The following is an 18,793-nucleotide window of genomic DNA, read 5'->3' as shown; positions in this document are numbered from 1 at the left end:
TCACCGCTCCGCCGCACCCCAGATCTCCGGCTCCCGCGCGGACAACGGCAGCGGGTCCTTTCCGAACAGCCGGGGCAGCGCCCGCCGGGCCCAGCGACGCCAGCGGGCGTTGTAGGGGTCGGGACGCCAAGGGGAGACGTAGGGGTCTGGGCGGCGGACCGGGGCGGTGACGTCGTAGGGCGGCGGGGTGGCCGTCCGGCAGATGGCCTTGAGCATGCGCATGTGCATGTGTGCGGTTCCCTTGTGCGGGTCAGGGAGTCGTGGGGGAGGGCGGGGCGATGAGGAGTTCGGCCCAGATGACTTTTCCGGCGCCATCGCCTCGCGGTGTGCATCCCCAGTTCCGCGCGAGGGCTTCGACCAGGAAAAGGCCCCTGCCGGACAGCGCGTGGGCGTCACCGAGCGTGGCCCGCTCGGGCGGCACCAGGACACCGTCGTCCGAGACCCGGATGACACAGAGACTTCCGCGCAACTCGCAGCACACGGAGTAGACACCGGAGTCGGCGGCATGGCATACGGCGTTGCTCGCCAGCTCGCTGGCGACGAGAACGACGCTGTCCGCTCCCCCGGCGCCGGAGTCCACGTCGACCCCCTCCGATCTGAGCAACTCCCTTACCTGTGTGCGGACCTGGGAGACGGATTCGGGCCTGGTGGGATACTGGCGAGGCATGGGTTGTTCGGACATAGCGCACCCCCTACGGAGACCAGTGCTTACGGATGACTCACGTCCGGTGACGACCGGCGATGGGTGGCAATCCTGCACACTCGGCGATATTGCACGCAAGGCAGCTACCCCGGATTCCCCCTTCCGGGGGACACTCGCTTGCCCTGGCAGGTCACGTAGTTGGAGTGTTTGAGCATGTCAACGACGGGATGTGGGGCGGCATATGGCCAACAAGCCACGTGAACCAACGGCGCGGCAGGTCCGGCTGGGACGCGTCCTCAAATCACTGCGGGTCGACGGAGAGCACGGCTCCCAGGACTCGATCGCCGCGTCGCTGGGATGGTCGGAGAGCAAGCTCAGCCGGATCGAGAGTGCCAAAGTCGGAGTCACGGACGACGACCTGAAGCAACTTCTCGACCTGTACGGAATGGCGGACGACGCTGATCAATCGGCGTACATCTGGCAACTCAAGCGGGGCGGAAGCCAGTCGGGATGGGAGAGCAAGGTGCGCCGCGCCGTCTCCCCGGCATATGCGGATTACATCGGGTACGAGGACTACGCGGTAGAGGCATCCAGTGTCGAGACCGTTCTCATACCTGGACTTTTGCAGACGCGAGACTACACGGCGACAATTCTCGATCAGCATCTCCCCGACCTTTCGAAGAAGGAACGGGAAGATCGCTTGGCCATTCGGGAGCGTCGACGGGCGGTGTTCTCCCGCACCGATCCTTTGATTTTCTGGGGTGTTGTCTCGGAGTCCGTGCTGCGCCATGCGATCTGCCCGCATGAGGTGATGGCAGATCAGCTCGACTACGTGCTCACCCTGTGCCAGGAACACCCTCACAACATCAACCTGTTGGTTCTTCCGGAGTCGGCTGCAAGCCATGCGGCCCTGTTCGGCGGCTCGTTCGTGATCCTGAGCTTCCCGGAACGCTGGGAACCCGACATCGTCTATGTGGAAGGTCTCACCTCAACCCAGTTCATCGAGGACTCCCCTGAAGTGCGGGCGTACGAGCAACTCTTCAGACGGCTCATGGCAGACGCCCTTCGAGGAACTGAATCCCTCGAAGTGGTCCAGAAGTACAGGGATATCTACAGCAAGGGATAGGTCATATGGCAGACCACGTCATACCTGACGCCTCGACACTCGGCGTCCAGTGGCAGCGAGCCACCGCAACCGGCGGCAACGGAAACTGTTTCGAATTCGCCCCCGTCGACGGCAAGGTAGCCGTCCGCCACAGCAAGGCCCCCCACGGCCCCGCCCTCCTCTTCACCACCACCGAACTCGCCGCCATGCTCGACGGCGCCCGCAACGGCGAGTTCGACCACCTCACAGAGGCATAGACCGGCAGGTCCCCGTCCCTCGGATACGGGCCGGGCGGGGACCATAGCCGTAGCGCAGCTCAGCGCACGCTCAGCGCGCCCCTCGCCGCTCTGATGGCGCCATGGGCAGCCGCCCCGTACACCGCCGATTCATGAAGCGTGCGCCAGACCTTCGAGTACAACGCGATGGTGGCGGCGTCGTCCAGCCACAGTTCGGCGTGCCAGTCCTCGGCGACCACCAGGCGGTCGTCAAGGAGCCAGAAGCCGTTGGCGGGCACGATCTTGACCAGTGCCGTGAAGGGGATGATCCCAAGCTCCACCGTGTCCATCCCGATCACGCCCATGAGACGGTCGAGCTGAGCGGCCAGCACCGAGGGCGGGCAGATCAGGGAGCGCAACGCCGCCTCCCACACCAGAACGTGCAGCTTGCGACCGGGCCGATACAGCCACTCCTGCCGCTGAGCCCGGGAGCGCACAGCCGCTTCGATGTCACCGGCTACGCCGAGCAGTTCCGCGTAGCGCAGCACGACGTGGCGTGCGTACTCGGGGGTCTGCAACAGCCCGGGAATCACAGACTCCTCCCAGATCCACATCTGCGAGGTGCGGTCGATCTCCGTGCTCAGACTTTCGTGCATCGGCTTGAAGCCGTTCGCAAGGGCACGACGCCATGACCTGATGTGCGACTCGAACCCGGCCAGCCGGGCTGCAAGCTCCGCGTACGCGTCCGGCTGCTCGGTCGCATCGGCCCAGGCCCTCAGGTCTTCGGGGGTGGCTGTCTGTCTGGCGTTCTCCAGCTTGCTGACCTTGGAACCGGGCCAGCCGAGCCGCTGGGCGAGTTGCCGACCGGTGAGCCGCCCTCCGGGGCAGGTGAACCGGAGCTCGCGCAGACGCGCCCCCAGGGCCACCCTTGCCTGCTGGTAGTCGGTGCTCACCGGTCACACTCACTGTGTGGCGAACCGATCGAATGGCACGGCATGGTGCATCGCGGCATCGCGGACCACGGCGTACCGAACGACCTCTGCGGGTTCGGTGATCAGCTCGATGTTCAGCAGATGGTCCGCGTCGTCGAAGTGCAGCAGCGCGACCAGGCGCGAATCGAAGATCCAGAAGTCCTCGGCAGGCAGATCGGCGGCGTCGTCGCGCCACAGATAGCGGATGTCCTCACCGACCGACGCATTGTGCCGGGCATAGTCGATCAGGAACAGTTGCTCAGTTGTTGGTGGGTTGTCAGCGATACGGACCCGGCCGACCGTCTTGCCGCCCTCGGTCTGGGCCTTGATGGTGATGAACCAGGGCTCGCTGAGATCGCAGGGCGATGAGCCGGTGGCCAGGAACGCCTGGAAGTCGGGGTCCCTCCGGTCGGACGCGTAGCCGCGCCGGGTCTCCAGCCGCCAGGCCGTGTGCTGGAACGTCTCGAACAGGCGGCGGAAGGCCGCCCGGTCCACGAGTTCCGGCACCCGCTCCAACTCCTTCGGCCCCCAGTTCACCAGCAGTTCGCGCGGTACCGCCACTGCGGCATCCCCCTCCCCGAAGTGGCGAAGCTGGGCCAGGTCGCGGGGGTCGGTGACGGGTGTGCCCTGGACGATGACCTCGCCCGATTCCGTGTCGGTGTGCAGTGCGGGGCAACCGTCGACCTTGCTGTCCGTGCCGGTGAGACGTAGCTGACGGGCCATGGAGGCGCTCCCTTCGAGGGTGGTTGTCCCACAGCATGGCCGGGGTTTCAGCTCAGTTCCACGAGGTCAGGCGGAGCCCCTCGGAAAACAGCGGAAATCACGGCTGGACACCACGCAAATACGAGAAACCGAGCACCATCGGTGAACACCGTGGCCTCAGAGGGCGCTCACGCGACCGCGCGCACCAGCAGTGTCCCGATATGGCCGGGCTTCGGGGCATCCACCGTCATGGCCTCGGCGGTCGTGAAGCCCGCACGGAGCAGATGCCGCTGCCAGACCCGGGGTTTGTAGCTGTACCGGTAGGTGAACATCGCCCGGCCCGCGAACCCGCCCTTGTACATGCCCTGAGGTCCATAAGCACCAGGAATGGCCGGCGGCTGGGAGAAGGCAAGGACTCCGCCCGGGGTGAGGCGCTTCCGGACCAGAGGGAAGAGGCGGGAAGGATCGGTGAACCACACCGCGCCGAAGATCGAGTAGATCGCGTCGTAACGTTCCTCAGTCGCGGCGAGCCAGCCAAGCACCTCGCCGTGCTCGATCCGGACGCCGAGCGGTGCCCACTGCTCACCGGCGCGGCGCACCATGGCCGGGGAGAGATCGACCCCCGTGGCCCTGATGCCCTGGCCGGCGAGGTGAGCAAGGGCCCGGCCCGTACCGCAGCCGATCTCCAGGACCGATTCCGGGCTGCCCAGCAGTTCGGGGCCGGGGCCGTGGCCCGCGTACTGAGTCCAGCAGAACGACGGCTCCGCGTCCGCCTTGAAGGCGGACTCGGCGTAGGTGTCCCAGAGTTCGGTCTCGGAGGGGATGTCGTGAGGTACAGGCACGGAATCAGATTCTCCGGATCATCGGGGCGAAGGAGTGCCCCGCCCTCGGTCGGGTGAGGAGAGCAGGGCGAGCGCAGCCGGTGTTCAGTGGCTGTCAGGAACCTTGTTGTCGCACGGCGAGCAGTCGGCGCCGTCCACCACCCACAGTTCCTCGTCGATGTCGAAGCCGATGGAAGTCAGGAACTCGGCAGTGCGCAGGCACAGGCCATCTCGGCGGCGGGCGATGAACGGCGCGTGGTGCTTGTACCGGCCATCGTTGTAGGCAACGCAGATGCCCCACCAGACGGGTGTGTCCAGGATGAGCTGGTGGACGCCGATGTCCACCAGCTTGCCGACCCCGAGATGCGTCTCGGGGTGTTCGATGCTGCCGACGGTGTACATGACCGCGTTGCCGAGAATGCGCTCGGCCATGTCGCGGACCATGGTGTGATCGCGCAGCAGCAACGCGATCTCGCGGTCCCACAGACTCATGCCCGAGTCGAAGACGTTCACGGTCAGCTCGGTGACATGAGGAGCGACGGCGTCGAGAAGCTCGCGCGGATTCCGAGTGCGGATGGTGGGGGCGTGTTCGAGTGCGAGGGTCATGGGCCTTCCCTTCCGGGGTGGCGTGCCGTGTCGACCTGATGGCCTTGACGAGACCGTAGGAGTTACCCAGCGCGGTCCGGCAGCGGCTTTCCTCAGCCTTGCTCTCCGGGCCTCTCGTGTTCCTCGCTCTTTCTCCGGGCAATGCCCCGGCCCGCCTCCCTCATGTCTCCGTCCGGTACATCAGATCCGTCTCGTAGGTCGTGAACCCCAGGCGTTCGTAGACCGTCACCGCCGCCTTGTTGTCGGCGTCGACGTAGAGCATCGCCGTCGGGATGCCCTGGGCGGCGAGGTGGCGGAGGCCGATCGTGGTGAGGGATCTGCCGAGGCCGCCGCCCTGGGCGTCGGGGGCGACGCCGACGACGTACACCTCGCCGAGTTGCTCCTCGGCGTGGACCTTCGTCCAGTGGAAGCCGATGACCGTGCCGTCCGCGGTGCGTTCCGCGAGGAAGAAGCCCGCCGGGTCGAACCAGGGCTCGGCCTTGCGGTCGTCCAGGTCGCGCTGGGTGAGGGAGCCCTGCTCGGGGTGGTGGGCGAAGGCCGCGGCGTTGACGGCCAGCCAGGCCGCGTCGTCCCGGCCGGGGACGAAGGCGCGGACGGTCACGCCGGGGGGAAGGGCCGGGTCGGGCAGGTCCAGGCCCGTCAGGGGGCGGCGCATCTGGCGCAGTTCGCGGAACAGGGTCAGGCCCAGGACCTGGGCGAGATGCCGGGCCGCCGCGTGGCCGCCGTGCGCCCAGACCCGCAGGCGCTTGCCGGAGGCGGCGAGCAGGGCGGCGCCGAGCGCGCGGCCGTGGCCCCGGCCCCGGTGGGCGGGGTGCACGACCAGTTCCGCGGCCGGGGCCTCCACCGGGTCGGTGTCCTCCAGCTGGGCGTAGCCGACCGGTTCGCCGCCCGCCATGAGAAGGAGGTGGGAGACGCCCGTACGCCGTCCGCCGCGCAGTTGCAGGCGGCCCTGCTCCGACACCGCCTGCTGGCCGTCGTGGCGCGCGGCCTCGGCGAGGAGGTCGAGGACGGCCTCGACCCGCTCCGGGGCGAGCGCGGCATGGGTCTCGATGGTCCGGGCCTGTCCCTGCCCCTGGCGTGCGCTGTCGTCGCTGGTCATGACTACGAGGGTACGGGCCCGCCAGTGGTGCGGCGGAGTGCCGTCGGGCGGGGAATCCAGCGAGGGGAAACCAAGAAGTAACCCCATACCCCCTGTCGCGCTACGCGCGTTGACCCTAGGCTGCGGCCCGGACGGGGGCACACATCGCACCAGTACACCCACAGCACCCACAGGGGGGCGCATGCCACTCAACAGCCAGGACGAACGCCGCGGCAGGCGTCGTAGAACCCGGGTCCTCGCCGCCGTCGCGGGGCTGACCACGGCGGGGGCGCTCGCCGCGGCGGCGCTGCCCGGCACCGCGAGCGCCGGTGAGGACCGGCGCCACCAGCCGGGCCGCTACCAGGACGTGCAGTTGCTGTCCTTCAACGATCTGCACGGCAACCTGGAGCCCCCGGCCGGCTCCTCCGGGCGGGTCACCGAGGTCCAGCCCGACGGCAGCACGAAGACCATCGACGCGGGCGGCGTCGAGTATCTGGCCACGCATCTGCGCGAGGCGCGCGAGGGGCAGAAGTACTCCATCACCGCGGCCGGCGGCGACATGGTCGGCGCGTCCCCCCTGATCTCGGGCCTCTTCCACGACGAGCCCACCATCGAGGCGCTGAACGGGCTCGACCTCGATGTCTCCTCCGTCGGCAACCATGAGTTCGACGAGGGCGCCAAGGAGCTGAGCCGGCTCCAGAACGGCGGCTGCCATCCCACCGCGGGGTGCTACACCGACAAGAAGTTCAAGGGCGCCGACTTCCCCTATCTCGCCGCGAACGTCCTCGACGAGAAGAAGAACAAGCCGATCCTCAAGCCCTACTGGGTGTGGAAGCAGAACGGGGTGAAGGTCGGCTTCATCGGCGTCACCCTGGAGGCCACCCCCGACATCGTCTCCGCCGAGGGCGTCAAGGGCCTCGTCTTCAAGGACGAGGTCGAGACGATCAACAAGTACGCCAGGGAACTCCAGCGCCAGGGCGTGAAGTCCATCGTCGCGCTCATCCACGAGGGCGGCTTCCCGGCCTCCGGGTCCTACAACTACGACTGTGACTCGCCGGGCGCGGGCGACGGGGTCTCCGGGCCGATCGTGGACATCGCCGAGAACATCTCCCCGCAGGTCGACGCCGTGGTCACCGGCCACACCCACGCCGCCTACGTCTGCACCATCCCCGACCCGGCCGGCAACCCCCGTACGGTCACCTCGGCCTCCTCCTTCGGCCGCCTCTACACCGACACCACCCTGACCTACGACCGCCGCACCGGCGACATCGCCCGTACGGCCGTGACCTCCGCGAACCATGTGGTCAGCCGCGATGTGGAGAAGGCGCCGGACATGACGGCCCTGATCGGCAAGTGGAACGCCCTCGCCGCCCCGATCGGCAACCGCGCCATCGGCCATATCTCCGCCGACATCAACAACTCCGGCACCGAGTCCCCCCTCGGCGACCTCATCGCCGACGCCCAGCTCGCCCACGGCAAGGCCCTGGACCCGGAGACCGATGTCGCCCTGATGAACCCCGGCGGCATCCGCGCCCCCCTGACCTACGCGGCCAAGGCGGGCGAGGGCGACGGGGTCGTCACCTACGCGGAGGGCTTCACGGTCCAGCCGTTCGCCAACACCGTCAACCTCCAGAACCTCACCGGCGCCCAGCTGATCCAGGTCCTCAAGGAGCAGGTCAGCGGCGCCAACACGGCCTCCCCGAAGATCCTCCAGCCGTCCGCCGGGCTGACGTACACCCTGGATCTGACCAAGGCCGGGGCGGACCGGGTCGTGACCGACTCGATCCGGCTGAACGGTGCCGCCGTCGACCCGGCGGCCACCTACCGCGTCGCCTCCAACAGCTTCCTCGCGGGCGGCGGCGACGGCTTCCCGACGCTGGCCCTCGGCACGGGTGACCTGGTCGGTGCCGACGACCTCACCGCGCTGGAGCAGTACCTGACCGCCAACAGCTCCGCGGCCAACCCCTTGGCCCCGCCGGCGGCCGACCGGATCACCATCGTCCGGTAGGCGATTGACGAACGGACACGGACGAACACGGGAGAGGCGGGATCCCTGACGGGGTCCCGCCTCTTCTCCTCGGCGTCCTACTCCGCCGGTGTCCCCGGCGGCGGCATCGGCGCCCCCGGCAGCCGCAGCGTCGCCACCGTGCCGCCGCCCTCCGCGTGGGCCAGGGTGACCTCGCCGCCCGACTGATGGACCGTACGGGCCACGATGGACAGGCCCAGGCCCGAGCCGGGCAGGGCGCGGGCGCTCGGGGAGCGCCAGAAACGGTCGAAGACATGCGGGAGTTCCTCGGCCGGGATCCCCGGACCGTGGTCGCGGACGGTCAGGATGCCGCTGCCGAGGACCACCTCGATCGTGCCGCCCTCGGGGCTGAACTTCACCGCGTTGTCCAGGATGTTGACGATCGCCCGCTCCAGCGCGGCCGGTTCCGCCCGGACGTACCAGGGGTGCAGATCGGCGGTGATCGTCAGTTCCGGGCCGCGCAGCCGCGCCCGGCGCAGCGCCGACTCCACGGTGTCCTCGAACGACACCACCTGGACCCGCTCCCCGCGCTGCCCCTCCGAACGGGACAGCTCCTGGAGGTCCCCGATCAGCGCCGCCAGCTCCGTCATCTGCGCCTTCACCGAGGCCAGCAGCGCCTTGCGGTCCCCCTCCGGCAGCGGCCGGCCGGTCTCCTCGCTACGGGTGAGCAGCTCGATGTTGGTACGGAGGGAGGTGAGCGGGGTGCGCAGTTCGTGTCCGGCGTCCGCGATCAGCTGCTGCTGGAGGTCGCGGGAGTTGGCGAGGGAGGTGGTCATGGAGTTGAAGGAGCGGGAGAGGCGGGCGACCTCGTCCTCGGCCTCGTCGTCCACCGGGATCCGGACGGTGAGGTCCTCGGTGCGGGCGACATGCTCGACGGTGTGGGTGAGCCGGTCGACCGGACGCAGGCCGGCACGGGCCACCGCGAGCCCGGCCGCGCCCGCGCCGATGACCCCGACGCCGGAGACGACGAGCAGGAGGAGGGCGAGTTCGTTGAGGGTGCGCTGGGTGTCGGCGAGGGGGACGCCGACGAGCACGGCCAGGCCGGGCACGTCCTGCACCGGGAGCGTGATCACCCGGACCGGGTTGCCCTCGGTGTCCTGCGCGCTGCGGATGCTCGCGGGCACGGAGTGATCTCGCGCTATGGCCGCATCGCTGTCGTCGGTCTTCACCGCGCCCCTGGAGTTGCCGAAGACGCAGTACTCGCCCTGGGCGGTGACCAGTTCCAGATAGCCCTGGTTGCCCGGTCCCACCGGCAGCCCGCCCGCCGGTGACTGCGAGCAGTTGCTCAGCGTGGCCCGCACATCTATGTCGGTCAACCGCACATTGCTGTTCCGCAACGTGTCGTCGATCTCGTCGTACAGCTTGCCGCGGACCACGAACCAGCAGGCCACCGAGACCGCCGCCACCGCGAACGCGACCGCCGCCGCGACCAGCAGCGCCAGCCGGGAGCGGATCGGCAGGGACTTCAGCCGACGCCCGAAGCGACGCCCGAGCTGGTGTCCTGACAGATGTCCTGACTGATGTCCCGACTGGTGTCCTGATCTGTTCACTCGGCCCCGCCCTGGCGCAGGACATACCCCACGCCCCGCACCGTGTGCACCAGGCGCGGCTCGCCGCCCGCCTCGGTCTTGCGGCGCAGGTACATGACGTAGACGTCGAGGGAGTTGGAGGACGGCTCGAAGTCGAAGCCCCAGACCGCCTTCAGGATCTGCTCACGGGTGAGCACCTGGCGCGGATGTGCCATGAACATCTCCAGCAGGGTGAACTCCGTACGGGTCAGCTCGACCTGCCGTCCGCCCCGGGTCACCTCCCGGGTCGCCAGGTCCATCCGCAGATCGCCGAAGGTGAGCGCCTCGTCCTCGGGTGCGCCGCCGGCCGTGGCGTAGGAGCTGCGGCGCAGCAGCGCGCGGATCCGGGCGAACAGCTCGTCCAGCTCGAAGGGCTTGACCAGGTAGTCGTCCGCGCCCGCGTCCAGGCCGGTGACGCGGTCGCCGACGGTGTCGCGGGCGGTGAGCATCAGGATCGGGATGGTGTCCCCGGCGCCCCGGATCCGGCGGGCGGCGGTCAGGCCGTCCATCCGGGGCATCTGGATGTCGAGGACCACGAGGTCGGGCCGGTAGGCGGCGGCCTTCTCCAGGGCGTCCGCGCCATCGACCGCGACCTCCGTGTCGTAGCCCTCGAAGGCGAGGCTGCGCTGGAGCGCTTCGCGCACCGCGGGCTCGTCGTCGACGATCAGGATGCGCTGGGGGTCGCGGTCGCCATCGGCGGGGCTCATGCTCATGTCCTCGGGTACGGGGGAAGGGGGCCGGTCCGACGTTCTCAGCATTCAGCCTCGCACGTCAGCCGGTCGCGCCGGAAAGTCGTCGTACGGGGTCCGGGGGCGGTTTCCGGCCGGGTCGGCCGGTCGGGCGGCCAGGGTGAGGATGGCCGCCGGTCAGTCGCGCAGGGCCCGGCGGCGGCGGGCGGGGGTGCGGTGGGGGCCGGGGCGGGCGCCGGGCGGGGCCAGTTCCGGGGCCCGGGTGGCCGGTCCGTGCAGCCGGCCGGCCACCTCCAGGGCGAGGGCGTATCCGGCCGGGTCGTGACCGGGGAGGGAGTGCGTGACGCGCTCGACCCTGATGTTCTTGATGCCCGTGCTGTCCGTGCTGTCCGTGCTGTCCTTGCTGCTCATGCCGTGCTCCTTGCCGTGCCGTGCCGTGGTGCGGGGGTACCCCCGGTCTTCTAGCTGCTGCCGCCCGCCCGCAGGGTCGCCAGGTCGGCCTTGACCGTGTTGACGGGGATGGCGAAGCCGAGGCCCACGCTGCCCGCGCCGGAGGACGAACCGGCCGCCGAGTACATCGCCGAGTTGATCCCGATGATGTTGCCGTTCATGTCGATCAGCGCGCCGCCGGAGTTGCCCGGGTTGAGCGAGGCGTCGGTCTGGATGGCCTTGTACGTCGTCGTGGACGAACCGGTGTCGCCGTTGAACTCCTGGCCGCCGAACTCGAACGGCCAGCCGCCGCCCGGCTGCTGCTGCGGCTGCTGTCCCTCACCGGTGGAGACGGTGACATCGCGGTCGAGCGCGGAGACGATGCCGCTGGTCACCGTGCCGGTCAGGCCCTCGGGCGAGCCGATCGCCACGACCTCGTCACCGACCTGGACGGCGTCGGAGTCGCCGAGGGTGGCGGGCTTGAGGCCGGAGGCGTTGTCCAGCTTGATCAGGGCGAGGTCCTTGGCCGGGTCGGTGCCGATCACCTGGGCGGTGTACTGCGTGCCGTCGTTGGTGGTGACCTGGACCTCGGTGGCGCCGGTGACCACGTGGTTGTTGGTGATGATCTCGCCGTCGGCGGTGATGATCACGCCCGAGCCGGTGGACGAACCGGCGCTGGTGCTGGCGTTGATCTCGACGATGCTCGGGCTGACCGCGGCGGCCACCCCGGCGACCGTGCCCTGCTGGCTGGAGGGGACCACATTGGTGCTGGAGGAACTGGCGGCGACGGTGTCGTTGCCGCCGGTCAGCTCCTGGATGCCGTAGGCGGTGCCGCCGCCGATCGCCGCCGCGACGATCGCCACGGCCGCGATCAGCGCCACCGGACCCCGGGTGCGCTTGCGGCGGGCGGGCCGGGCGACGGGCTCGGCGAGCAGCGCGGTGGCACCGGTACCGGTGCCGGGGGCCCCGGTGCCGGTGCCGTACGCGCCGGCCGTCGGCTGGTGGGCGGGCGGCGGGGGCCACTCGGGGTTCACGGAGGAGGCCGGGGAAGCGGGAGGGGCCGGAGAGACCGGGGAATCCGGAGAGGCCGGGGAATCCGGAGAGGCTGACGAGGCTTGCGCGGGCGCCTGGTAGGGGTGGTCCGGGGACTGATGGTGGTACGGGTCCCCGGGCGAGGCGGCGTGCTGCTCGGCGCCCTGCTGGTGAGGGTTCGGGTACTCGCTGTCGTCGTCGTACTCGCCGCTGCGGCGGAAGCTCTCGGTCATGTCCATGAGCTTGTCCGCCGCCCATGAAAGCTTCCTGAGTGCTCGCTGAGAAGCCCGGCAGAAGCTTGTTTGCCCGATATAAGGCCGGTTCTCGGGGTCCCGGGACCCCTCTCATGCAAGGCTCATAGGAGCCGGCAGGCCCCGGTGCCCCCACACGCCCCGTATACGAGACCTGTACGGGCCGCATTCGGGACGTATGTACGAAACGTATGTGCGACCGGAGATCCGCGGAGCGCGGACACGCTGCATCGGTCCCCTGCGAGCCGCCCCCCGCTATCCCGCACGTCATGTCTCCGTAACCATTGATTCAGACGGTCTTGCGACGCTCACCCAATGAACCCGGCCGTGCCCGAGCAGTCGCCGTCCCCCGAGGGGACCGTCGCCGCGCTCCCGCCCGCGCGCTCCGACGCGCCGCCCGGCGCCGGTGCGCGGAACAATGGGTCCATGAGCCAGCAAACCACCCCCAAGGCAGAGATCCAGCACCCGCAGCCCTCCGTGGGCTCCATCGCGGCACACCGCCCGGCCACCGTCGCGGCCACGGTCTCCGACCTGGAACCCGACATCGACGCCGACCTCGACGCCTACGAGGAGTCCGCCGACGGCGATCAGCTGCCCCAGGGCCGCTTCCTCGACCGGGAGCGCAGTTGGCTCGCCTTCAACGAGCGCGTCCTCGAACTCGCCGAGGACCCGAACACCCCCCTGCTGGAACGCGCCAACTTCCTGGCGATCTTCGCCAGCAATCTGGACGAGTTCTTCATGGTCCGGGTGGCCGGACTGAAGCGCCGGATCGCCACCGGCGTCGCCACCCGCTCCGCCTCCGGCCTCCAGCCGACCCAGGTGCTGGAGATGATCTGGGCCCGCTCCCGCGAGCTGATGGCCCGGCACGCCGCCTGCTTCCACGAGGACGTGGCCCCGGCCCTCGCCGAGGAGGGCATCCACCTGGTCCGCTGGAGCGAGCTGGCCGAGAAGGAGCAGGCCCGTCTCTTCACCCTGTTCCGGCACCAGATCTTCCCGGTCCTCACCCCGCTCGCCGTGGACCCGGCCCACCCCTTCCCCTATATCTCCGGGCTCTCCCTGAACCTGGCCGTGGTGGTCCGCAACCCGGTCAGCGGCCACCGGCACTTCGCCCGGGTGAAGGTGCCGCCGCTGCTGTCCCGCTTCCTGGAGTCCAGCCCCGGCCGGTACGTCCCCATCGAGGACGTCATAGGCGCCCATCTGGAGGAACTGTTCCCGGGCATGGAGGTGCTGGAGCACCACGCCTTCCGGATCACCCGCAACGAGGACCTGGAGGTCGAGGAGGACGACGCCGAGAACCTCCTCCAGGCCCTGGAGAAGGAGCTGATGCGGCGGCGCTTCGGACCGCCGGTGCGGCTGGAGGTGGAGGAGTCCATCCAGCGCGAGGTGCTCGATCTGCTGGTGCGCGAGCTGAAGATCACCGAGGCCGAGGTCTATCCGCTGCCCGGCCCGCTCGACCTCACCGGTCTCTTCCGCATCCACAGCCTGGACCGCCCCGAGCTGAAGTACCGCAAATTCATCGCCGGCACCCACCGCGATCTCGCCGAGGTCGAGTCGGCCTCCGCCCCCGACATCTTCGGCGCCCTGCGCCAGCGGGACGTGCTGCTGCACCACCCGTACGACTCCTTCTCCACCTCCGTGCAAGCGTTCCTGGAGCAGGCGGCCAAGGACCCGGACGTCCTCGCCATCAAGCAGACCCTGTACCGCACCTCCGGCGACTCCCCCATCGTGGACGCGTTGATAGAGGCCGCGGAGGCGGGCAAGCAGGTGCTGGTCCTGGTGGAGATCAAGGCCCGCTTCGACGAGCACGCGAACATCGAGTGGGCCCGCAAGCTGGAGGAGGCCGGCTGCCATGTCGTCTACGGCCTGGTCGGCCTCAAGACCCACTGCAAGCTCTCCCTGGTGGTCCGCCAGGAGGGCGAGACCCTGCGCCGCTACTGCCATGTCGGCACCGGCAACTACCACCCCAAGACCGCCCGCCTCTACGAGGACCTCGGGCTGCTGACCGCGGACCCCCAGGTCGGCGCGGATCTGTCCGACCTGTTCAACCGGCTCTCCGGCTACTCGCGCCGGGAGACCTACCGGCGGCTGCTGGTCGCCCCCCGCTCACTGCGGGACGGCCTGATCTCACGCGTCAACAAGGAGGTCCAGCACCACCGTGCCGGACGTCCCGCGTACGTCCGGATCAAGGTCAACTCGATCGTCGACGAGGCTCTGATCGACGCCCTCTACCGGGCGTCCCAGGCAGGCGTCCCCATCGATGTCTGGGTGCGCGGCATCTGCGCGCTGCGCCCCGGCGTCACGGGCCTGTCGGAGAACATCAGGGTCCGCTCGATCCTCGGCCGCTTCCTGGAGCACTCCCGGGTCTTCGCCTTCGGCAACGGCGGCGAACCCGAGGTGTGGCTGGGCAGCGCCGACATGATGCACCGCAATCTCGACCGCCGCATCGAGGCCCTCGTGCGGGTCGTCGACCCGGCCCACCGCGCCGCGCTCAACCGGCTGCTGGAGACGGGCATGTCCGACACCACGTCCTCCTGGCACCTGGGCCCGGACGGCGAGTGGACCCGGCACGCGACCGACGCCGACGGCGGGCCCCTGCGGAACGTCCAGGAGATGCTCATAGACGCCCGGAGGCGCCGGCGTGGCACAGCAACACCTTGATCCGACGGACCCCAGGGCCGGGGCGGCGACCGGGGAGGCCCTCGCGGGCTATCTCCGCGCCCAGGCCATGGAGTTCCTCCGCGCCCTGCGGCTCCACCGGGAGACCGGCGGCGGGGCGCACACCAACGGCACGGAGGAGTCCGTCGACGCGGCGCGCGCCCTGCGCCGGTCGGCCCGCCGCATCAGCGGCAGCCTGCACACCTTCCGCCCACTGCTCGACCCCGACTGGTCGGAGGGCATGCGCCCGGAACTCGCCTGGCTCTCCGGCACCCTCGCCCTGGAACACGCCTACGAGTCCCGCCTGACCCGCCTCCTGACAGCCCTCCACCGCCTGTCGGGCATCCCCACGCCCCCCGCGCCGACCACCGCCCACCTCCCACCCCAACCGCCCCCACCCGACGGCAACACCCCACCCACGCCCCCCCGCACCCCTCCGCCCACAGCCCCGGGCAGCCGCGCCCCTAGCGCAACTCCAGGCACCCGCGTCCCTGGCGCACCTCCGGGCACCCGCACCCCCCCGCCGGTAGCTGCGGCCAGGCCCACCCAGTCCGCCCCAGCTACGGGCAGCCGCGTTCCCGGCGTAGCTGCGGGCAGTCGTGCCGCTGGGGCGGCACGGGTGGGCGCAGCGGCACCCGCCACCGGCGGAACGGTCTCCCCCACCCCCGCCCCCGACCGCGGCAACCTCACCATCGGCGCCGCCAAATCCGGTGCCCTCCTCGACCGCCAGCTCACCCTCGCCCGCACCCGCGCCCACTCCACCGCCCTCCAGGCCCTCGGCAGCAGCCGCTTCCACGCCGTCGCCGACAAGGTCGCCGTCCTGGCCAGCGAGGTCCCCCTCACCCCCACCGCCCCCACCACCGACCTCCGCCCCCTCGCCACCGCCGCGCGGGAACGCCTCACCGACGCCGTGACCGCCCTCCCCCTCCTCACCGCGGGGCACCCCTACAACGCCGAGGCCCTGATCCACGGCCTCTCCCCCGACCCCTCCCCGCACCCCCAGGACGCCCCCTGGCACCAGGTCCGTCTGCTCCTGCGCCTGCACCGCTACGCCCTGGAGGTGCTGCACGGCCCCGCCGACACCCCGGCGGACGCCCGGCTGCACGACGCAGGCCACGCCCTCGACCGGCACCGGGACGCCTCCGAGGCCGCCTCGGCCGCCGCGCAGGCGGCGCGCACCCCGCGCATCGCCCCCGCGACGGCGTACGCCCTCGGCGTGCTGCACGCCGATCAGCGTCATGAGGTCGAGGCGGCACGGTTCGCGTTCCAGCAGGCGTGGCAGAAGGAGACGGTACGCACGCCCTGACCCGGTCAGCCGGAGCTGGAGAGTGAACGACGATGCACGACACCCCGGTCCCTTCGGTCCCCACGATCCCCCCGGTCCTCGCGGCGGGCTGCGTCCTGTGGCGCGTCTCGCCGTCCGACGGCGAACTGCGGATCTGCCTCGTGCACCGGCCCAAGTACGACGACTGGTCGCATCCCAAGGGCAAGCTCAAGCGCGACGAGGACGCGCTCACCGGCGCCCTGCGGGAGGTGGCCGAGGAGACCGGCTACTCCGCCGCCCCCGGCACCGAGCTGGCCACCCTGCGCTATCCGGTGGCCGGCCGGCCGAAGGAGGTCCGCTACTGGGCCGCCGAGGCGGTCACCGGCGGTTTCGTCCCCAACCGCGAGGTGGACCGCATCCTGTGGCTCACCCCGGCCCAGGCCCGTACCCGGCTGACCCAGCCCCGGGACGCCGACCTGGTGGACGCCCTCGTACGGGCCCTGGAACGCGCCTGAGGCCGCTCCCGGGCGCTCCCGGGCGCTCCTACCCCCCGACCCGGTGGGTGGCGGCGTCCGTGCGGGCCAGGCTCCGGGCCCGCCGGGCGGGGCTGCGCCAGCCGCAGCTGCACCGGGCCACACAGAACGGGCCCTGCTCGACCATGCTGATGCTGTGTTCCGGATCGTCCTGGGGGGCGGTGGACCGGTCCTGAGGGGTCACGGCGAACACGGTACCGACCCCGGGTGAACGGTACGTAGAGCGGGCGTCAAGACACCGTAGGGACGCTTGCGTGCCCCGGCGCGCCCCGGCGCACGCGCCCACCCCGCCGCGCCGGGCGTGACGGCCCTAGCTACCGGTCGTTAACCGGAACGATTGACCGGCACGACAGGAGCCGGGTCCGGCGGACGGCTGGGGGTAGACGGATGGAGCGGCGGCAGCGGCAGCGCAGGGCGGGCGGAACAGGCGGGACAAGCGGGACAGTCGTCACGGGCCTCATGGCCTGTGTCTGTCTGACCGCGACAGGACTGGCCACCGCGGGCTGCTCCCCCGACCGCCCGGCCGACCGCCCCGCGGACCGTCCCACCCCCGCCGCCGACCCCGTCCCGGTGCTGCGCGGCGCGGCCGACGCCCTGGTCGGCGCGGGCAGCTCCAGGGCCCGTACATCGATGGAGATGGCCACCGGCGGCACCCGGGTCACCATCCGGGGCGAGGGGGTGTACGACTTCACCCGGCGCCTGGGCGAGCTGCGGGTGCGGCTGCCGCAGGACCCGGCGGGCCAGGACGAGCGCCGCCCGATCACCGAGCTGCTGGCGCCGGGCGCGCTCTTCATGAAGAACCGGGGTGCCGGGGTGCCCGCCGACAAATGGGTGCGGGTGGAGACCGCGAGCCTGCCCGACGGCAATCTGGTGACCGGCGGCGCCACCGACCCGTTCGCCGCCGCCGAGGTGCTGCGCGGGACGCGCGAGGCGCGCTATGTCGGCGAGACCGAGGTCGACGGCACGGCGGTACGGCACTACAAGGGCACCGCCGATCTGACGCTGGCCGCGAAGAACGCCGTCGAGGGCGGGGGCGGCGCGCTGGACGCGGCGGCGAAAGGGTTCGCCACCCCGAAGGTGCCGTTCGAGGTGTTCCTGGACGACGCCGGGCGCATCCGCAAGGTGCAGCACCGGTTCAGCTATGACGGCGGGCGGGAGACGGGCGCCGTGGCGGTGGCGTCGACGACGCTGCTGTACGACTTCGGCGCACCGGTCGAGGTGGAGCTGCCGGAGCGGGCGGACATCTACGCGGGGCGGATCGCCGAGGAATGAACGCGGTGAACGGAGGGCACACGGGGGGTACGCACCTGCGCACCCCGGGCGTAAGGGGCGCACGGGGGCGCAAGAACTAGCCCTTCCGTGCCATGCGCGTTGTGTAGACCTGTCCCTACTCTAGGAAGTCGGTGACGGCAGAGACGAGGTGACGCACGTGGCTCCGCTCGGCGGTACGGCAGTAGTTCAGGACCACGTGGCACTCGCCGAGATCGAGCTGTGCGGGGAGCTGATCATCGCGGCCTCGACGGCCGACGAGGAGCGGCTCAGCCTGGACTGCATCGACGAGGTGCTGCGGGTGACGGAGGAGAGGGGCGCACGGGGCGCGCGTACGGATTGAGCCAGGCGAGCCCCGCCGGGGGCCCGCACCACCGATCCTTTTCGGCCACCCGCGCCCCGCGCGCCGGTCCTCAGGTCCGCAGCAGCCGCCCGATCGCCTTCGTGGCCTCCTCGACCTTGGCGTCGATCCCGTCGCCGCCCTTGACCGCGGCGTCGGCGACACAGTGCCGCAGATGCTCCTCCAGCAACTGGAGCGCGAAGGACTGCAACGCCTTGGTGGAGGCGGAGACCTGCGTGAGTATGTCGATGCAGTAGACGTCCTCGTCGACCATGCGCTGGAGGCCGCGGATCTGGCCCTCGATCCGGCGCAGCCGCTTGAGGTGCTCGTCCTTCTGCTTGTGGTAGCCGTGCACCCCGCGGTCGTGGTCCGTGACCACGTCCCCCGCGACGGGGACGGAGGGCGCTCCCGCGCCGGCCTCTGTGGTCGTCATCGCGTCCTCCCGCATCAGACACATACCCCTAGTGGGTATATGGTACCGAATTCTCGTGGGTATAGGGCCCTAGGGCGTGTCTTCAATTGATCTTGCGTGGTGGATCATGGTCGGGTGATACGTCGTCATGAGCTGTCTGATGAGGAGTGGGAGTTCCTCCGTC

Annotated in this window: 21 protein-coding genes; 8 read left to right on the top strand and 13 right to left on the bottom strand. The window is 70.4% G+C overall.

From position 1 onward, the window contains the following. Together ABZX40_RS09465 and ABZX40_RS09460 are read right to left on the bottom strand one after the other, a co-directional pair. A complete protein-coding gene (locus tag ABZX40_RS09465) occupies positions 1 to 228 on the bottom strand; it encodes a hypothetical protein (protein ID WP_355733990.1) in 228 nt (75 codons plus the stop codon). A 22-nt stretch (positions 229 to 250) separates the two neighbouring features. Continuing rightward, positions 251 to 667, bottom strand: coding sequence for an ATP-binding protein (locus ABZX40_RS09460; protein WP_355733988.1), 417 nt, complete (start codon positions 665 to 667; stop codon positions 251 to 253). 217 nt (positions 668 to 884) lie between these two features. Here ABZX40_RS09460 and ABZX40_RS09455 point away from each other — a divergent pair, with 217 nt between their 5' ends. Both ABZX40_RS09455 and ABZX40_RS09450 read left to right on the top strand, forming a co-directional pair. Continuing rightward, positions 885 to 1,769 carry a DUF5753 domain-containing protein gene (locus ABZX40_RS09455; protein ID WP_355733985.1) on the top strand — a complete coding sequence of 295 codons (885 nt, stop codon included), beginning with the start codon at positions 885 to 887 and terminating at the stop codon, positions 1,767 to 1,769. Positions 1,770 to 1,774: 5 nt separating this feature from the next. Continuing rightward, a complete protein-coding gene (locus ABZX40_RS09450) occupies positions 1,775 to 2,005 on the top strand; it encodes a DUF397 domain-containing protein (protein WP_355733983.1) in 231 nt (76 codons plus the stop codon). A gap of 59 nt (positions 2,006 to 2,064) precedes the next feature. Here the strand turns inward: ABZX40_RS09450 and ABZX40_RS09445 are convergent, their stop codons facing one another. The 5 genes from ABZX40_RS09445 to mshD all read right to left on the bottom strand — a co-directional run bounded on the left by ABZX40_RS09445 (position 2,065) and on the right by mshD (position 6,162). Further along, a complete protein-coding gene (locus tag ABZX40_RS09445) occupies positions 2,065 to 2,916 on the bottom strand; it encodes a helix-turn-helix transcriptional regulator (protein ID WP_355733980.1) in 852 nt (283 codons plus the stop codon). 9 nt (positions 2,917 to 2,925) lie between these two features. After that, positions 2,926 to 3,657: a DUF6879 family protein gene (locus ABZX40_RS09440; protein ID WP_355733977.1), complete on the bottom strand. Its 732-nt coding sequence runs from the start codon at positions 3,655 to 3,657 to the stop codon at positions 2,926 to 2,928. 167 nt (positions 3,658 to 3,824) lie between these two features. After that, a complete protein-coding gene (locus ABZX40_RS09435; protein WP_355733975.1) occupies positions 3,825 to 4,478 on the bottom strand; it encodes a class I SAM-dependent methyltransferase in 654 nt (217 codons plus the stop codon). Positions 4,479 to 4,562: 84 nt separating this feature from the next. Continuing rightward, a complete protein-coding gene (locus tag ABZX40_RS09430) occupies positions 4,563 to 5,063 on the bottom strand; it encodes a hypothetical protein (RefSeq protein WP_355733972.1) in 501 nt (166 codons plus the stop codon). A 160-nt stretch (positions 5,064 to 5,223) separates the two neighbouring features. Beyond that, entirely contained in the window at positions 5,224 to 6,162 is a 939-nt protein-coding gene (gene mshD, locus ABZX40_RS09425; protein WP_355733970.1) for a mycothiol synthase, read from the bottom strand. A 181-nt stretch (positions 6,163 to 6,343) separates the two neighbouring features. On the opposite strand from mshD, the gene ABZX40_RS09420 reads away from it, so the two are divergent. Then, complete coding sequence (locus ABZX40_RS09420) at positions 6,344 to 8,149, top strand: bifunctional metallophosphatase/5'-nucleotidase (protein ID WP_355733967.1); 1,806 nt, start codon at positions 6,344 to 6,346, stop codon at positions 8,147 to 8,149. A 77-nt stretch (positions 8,150 to 8,226) separates the two neighbouring features. Here the strand turns inward: ABZX40_RS09420 and ABZX40_RS09415 are convergent, their stop codons facing one another. The 4 genes from ABZX40_RS09415 to ABZX40_RS09400 all read right to left on the bottom strand — a co-directional run bounded on the left by ABZX40_RS09415 (position 8,227) and on the right by ABZX40_RS09400 (position 12,118). Further along, entirely contained in the window at positions 8,227 to 9,675 is a 1,449-nt protein-coding gene (locus ABZX40_RS09415; RefSeq protein ID WP_355734502.1) for a HAMP domain-containing sensor histidine kinase, read from the bottom strand. 38 nt (positions 9,676 to 9,713) lie between these two features. Continuing rightward, complete coding sequence (locus tag ABZX40_RS09410) at positions 9,714 to 10,442, bottom strand: response regulator transcription factor (RefSeq protein WP_355733964.1); 729 nt, start codon at positions 10,440 to 10,442, stop codon at positions 9,714 to 9,716. Between the two features lie 159 nt (positions 10,443 to 10,601). Then, entirely contained in the window at positions 10,602 to 10,835 is a 234-nt protein-coding gene (locus ABZX40_RS09405; protein WP_355733962.1) for a hypothetical protein, read from the bottom strand. A 50-nt stretch (positions 10,836 to 10,885) separates the two neighbouring features. Beyond that, positions 10,886 to 12,118: a trypsin-like peptidase domain-containing protein gene (locus ABZX40_RS09400; RefSeq protein ID WP_355733960.1), complete on the bottom strand. Its 1,233-nt coding sequence runs from the start codon at positions 12,116 to 12,118 to the stop codon at positions 10,886 to 10,888. A gap of 444 nt (positions 12,119 to 12,562) precedes the next feature. Between ABZX40_RS09400 and ABZX40_RS09395 the strand changes: the two genes are divergently transcribed. Genes ABZX40_RS09395 through ABZX40_RS09385 form a run of 3 tightly spaced genes read left to right on the top strand, consistent with a single transcriptional unit; the run spans position 12,563 to position 16,570 of the window. After that, complete coding sequence (locus ABZX40_RS09395) at positions 12,563 to 14,794, top strand: RNA degradosome polyphosphate kinase (protein ID WP_355733958.1); 2,232 nt, start codon at positions 12,563 to 12,565, stop codon at positions 14,792 to 14,794. Then, positions 14,775 to 16,097 carry a CHAD domain-containing protein gene (locus ABZX40_RS09390; protein WP_355733955.1) on the top strand — a complete coding sequence of 441 codons (1,323 nt, stop codon included), beginning with the start codon at positions 14,775 to 14,777 and terminating at the stop codon, positions 16,095 to 16,097. The genes ABZX40_RS09395 and ABZX40_RS09390 overlap by 20 nt, the downstream gene beginning before the upstream one ends. A gap of 32 nt (positions 16,098 to 16,129) precedes the next feature. Then, entirely contained in the window at positions 16,130 to 16,570 is a 441-nt protein-coding gene (locus ABZX40_RS09385) for an NUDIX hydrolase (RefSeq protein ID WP_355733953.1), read from the top strand. Between the two features lie 28 nt (positions 16,571 to 16,598). Here the strand turns inward: ABZX40_RS09385 and ABZX40_RS09380 are convergent, their stop codons facing one another. Then, the gene (locus ABZX40_RS09380; RefSeq protein ID WP_355734556.1) at positions 16,599 to 16,772 is read right to left on the bottom strand and encodes a hypothetical protein; all 174 of its coding nucleotides are present in this window, start codon (positions 16,770 to 16,772) and stop codon (positions 16,599 to 16,601) included. Between the two features lie 203 nt (positions 16,773 to 16,975). On the opposite strand from ABZX40_RS09380, the gene ABZX40_RS09375 reads away from it, so the two are divergent. Together ABZX40_RS09375 and ABZX40_RS09370 are read left to right on the top strand one after the other, a co-directional pair. Next, positions 16,976 to 17,860, top strand: a complete 885-nt coding sequence (locus ABZX40_RS09375) for a hypothetical protein (protein WP_355733951.1) — start codon at positions 16,976 to 16,978, stop codon at positions 17,858 to 17,860. A gap of 148 nt (positions 17,861 to 18,008) precedes the next feature. Then, positions 18,009 to 18,200, top strand: coding sequence for a hypothetical protein (locus ABZX40_RS09370; protein ID WP_355733948.1), 192 nt, complete (start codon positions 18,009 to 18,011; stop codon positions 18,198 to 18,200). A 70-nt stretch (positions 18,201 to 18,270) separates the two neighbouring features. On the opposite strand, the gene ABZX40_RS09365 is transcribed toward ABZX40_RS09370, so the two are convergent. Beyond that, positions 18,271 to 18,630: a metal-sensitive transcriptional regulator gene (locus ABZX40_RS09365; RefSeq protein ID WP_355733946.1), complete on the bottom strand. Its 360-nt coding sequence runs from the start codon at positions 18,628 to 18,630 to the stop codon at positions 18,271 to 18,273. Positions 18,631 to 18,793: the final 163 nt, after the last annotated feature.

It is taken from the genome of Streptomyces sp. NPDC004610 (genome assembly GCF_040609715.1).
Classification (GTDB): domain Bacteria; phylum Actinomycetota; class Actinomycetes; order Streptomycetales; family Streptomycetaceae; genus Streptomyces.
The sequence above is the reverse complement of the archived record's forward strand: the minus strand, read 5'-3'. Positions and strand labels throughout refer to the sequence as shown.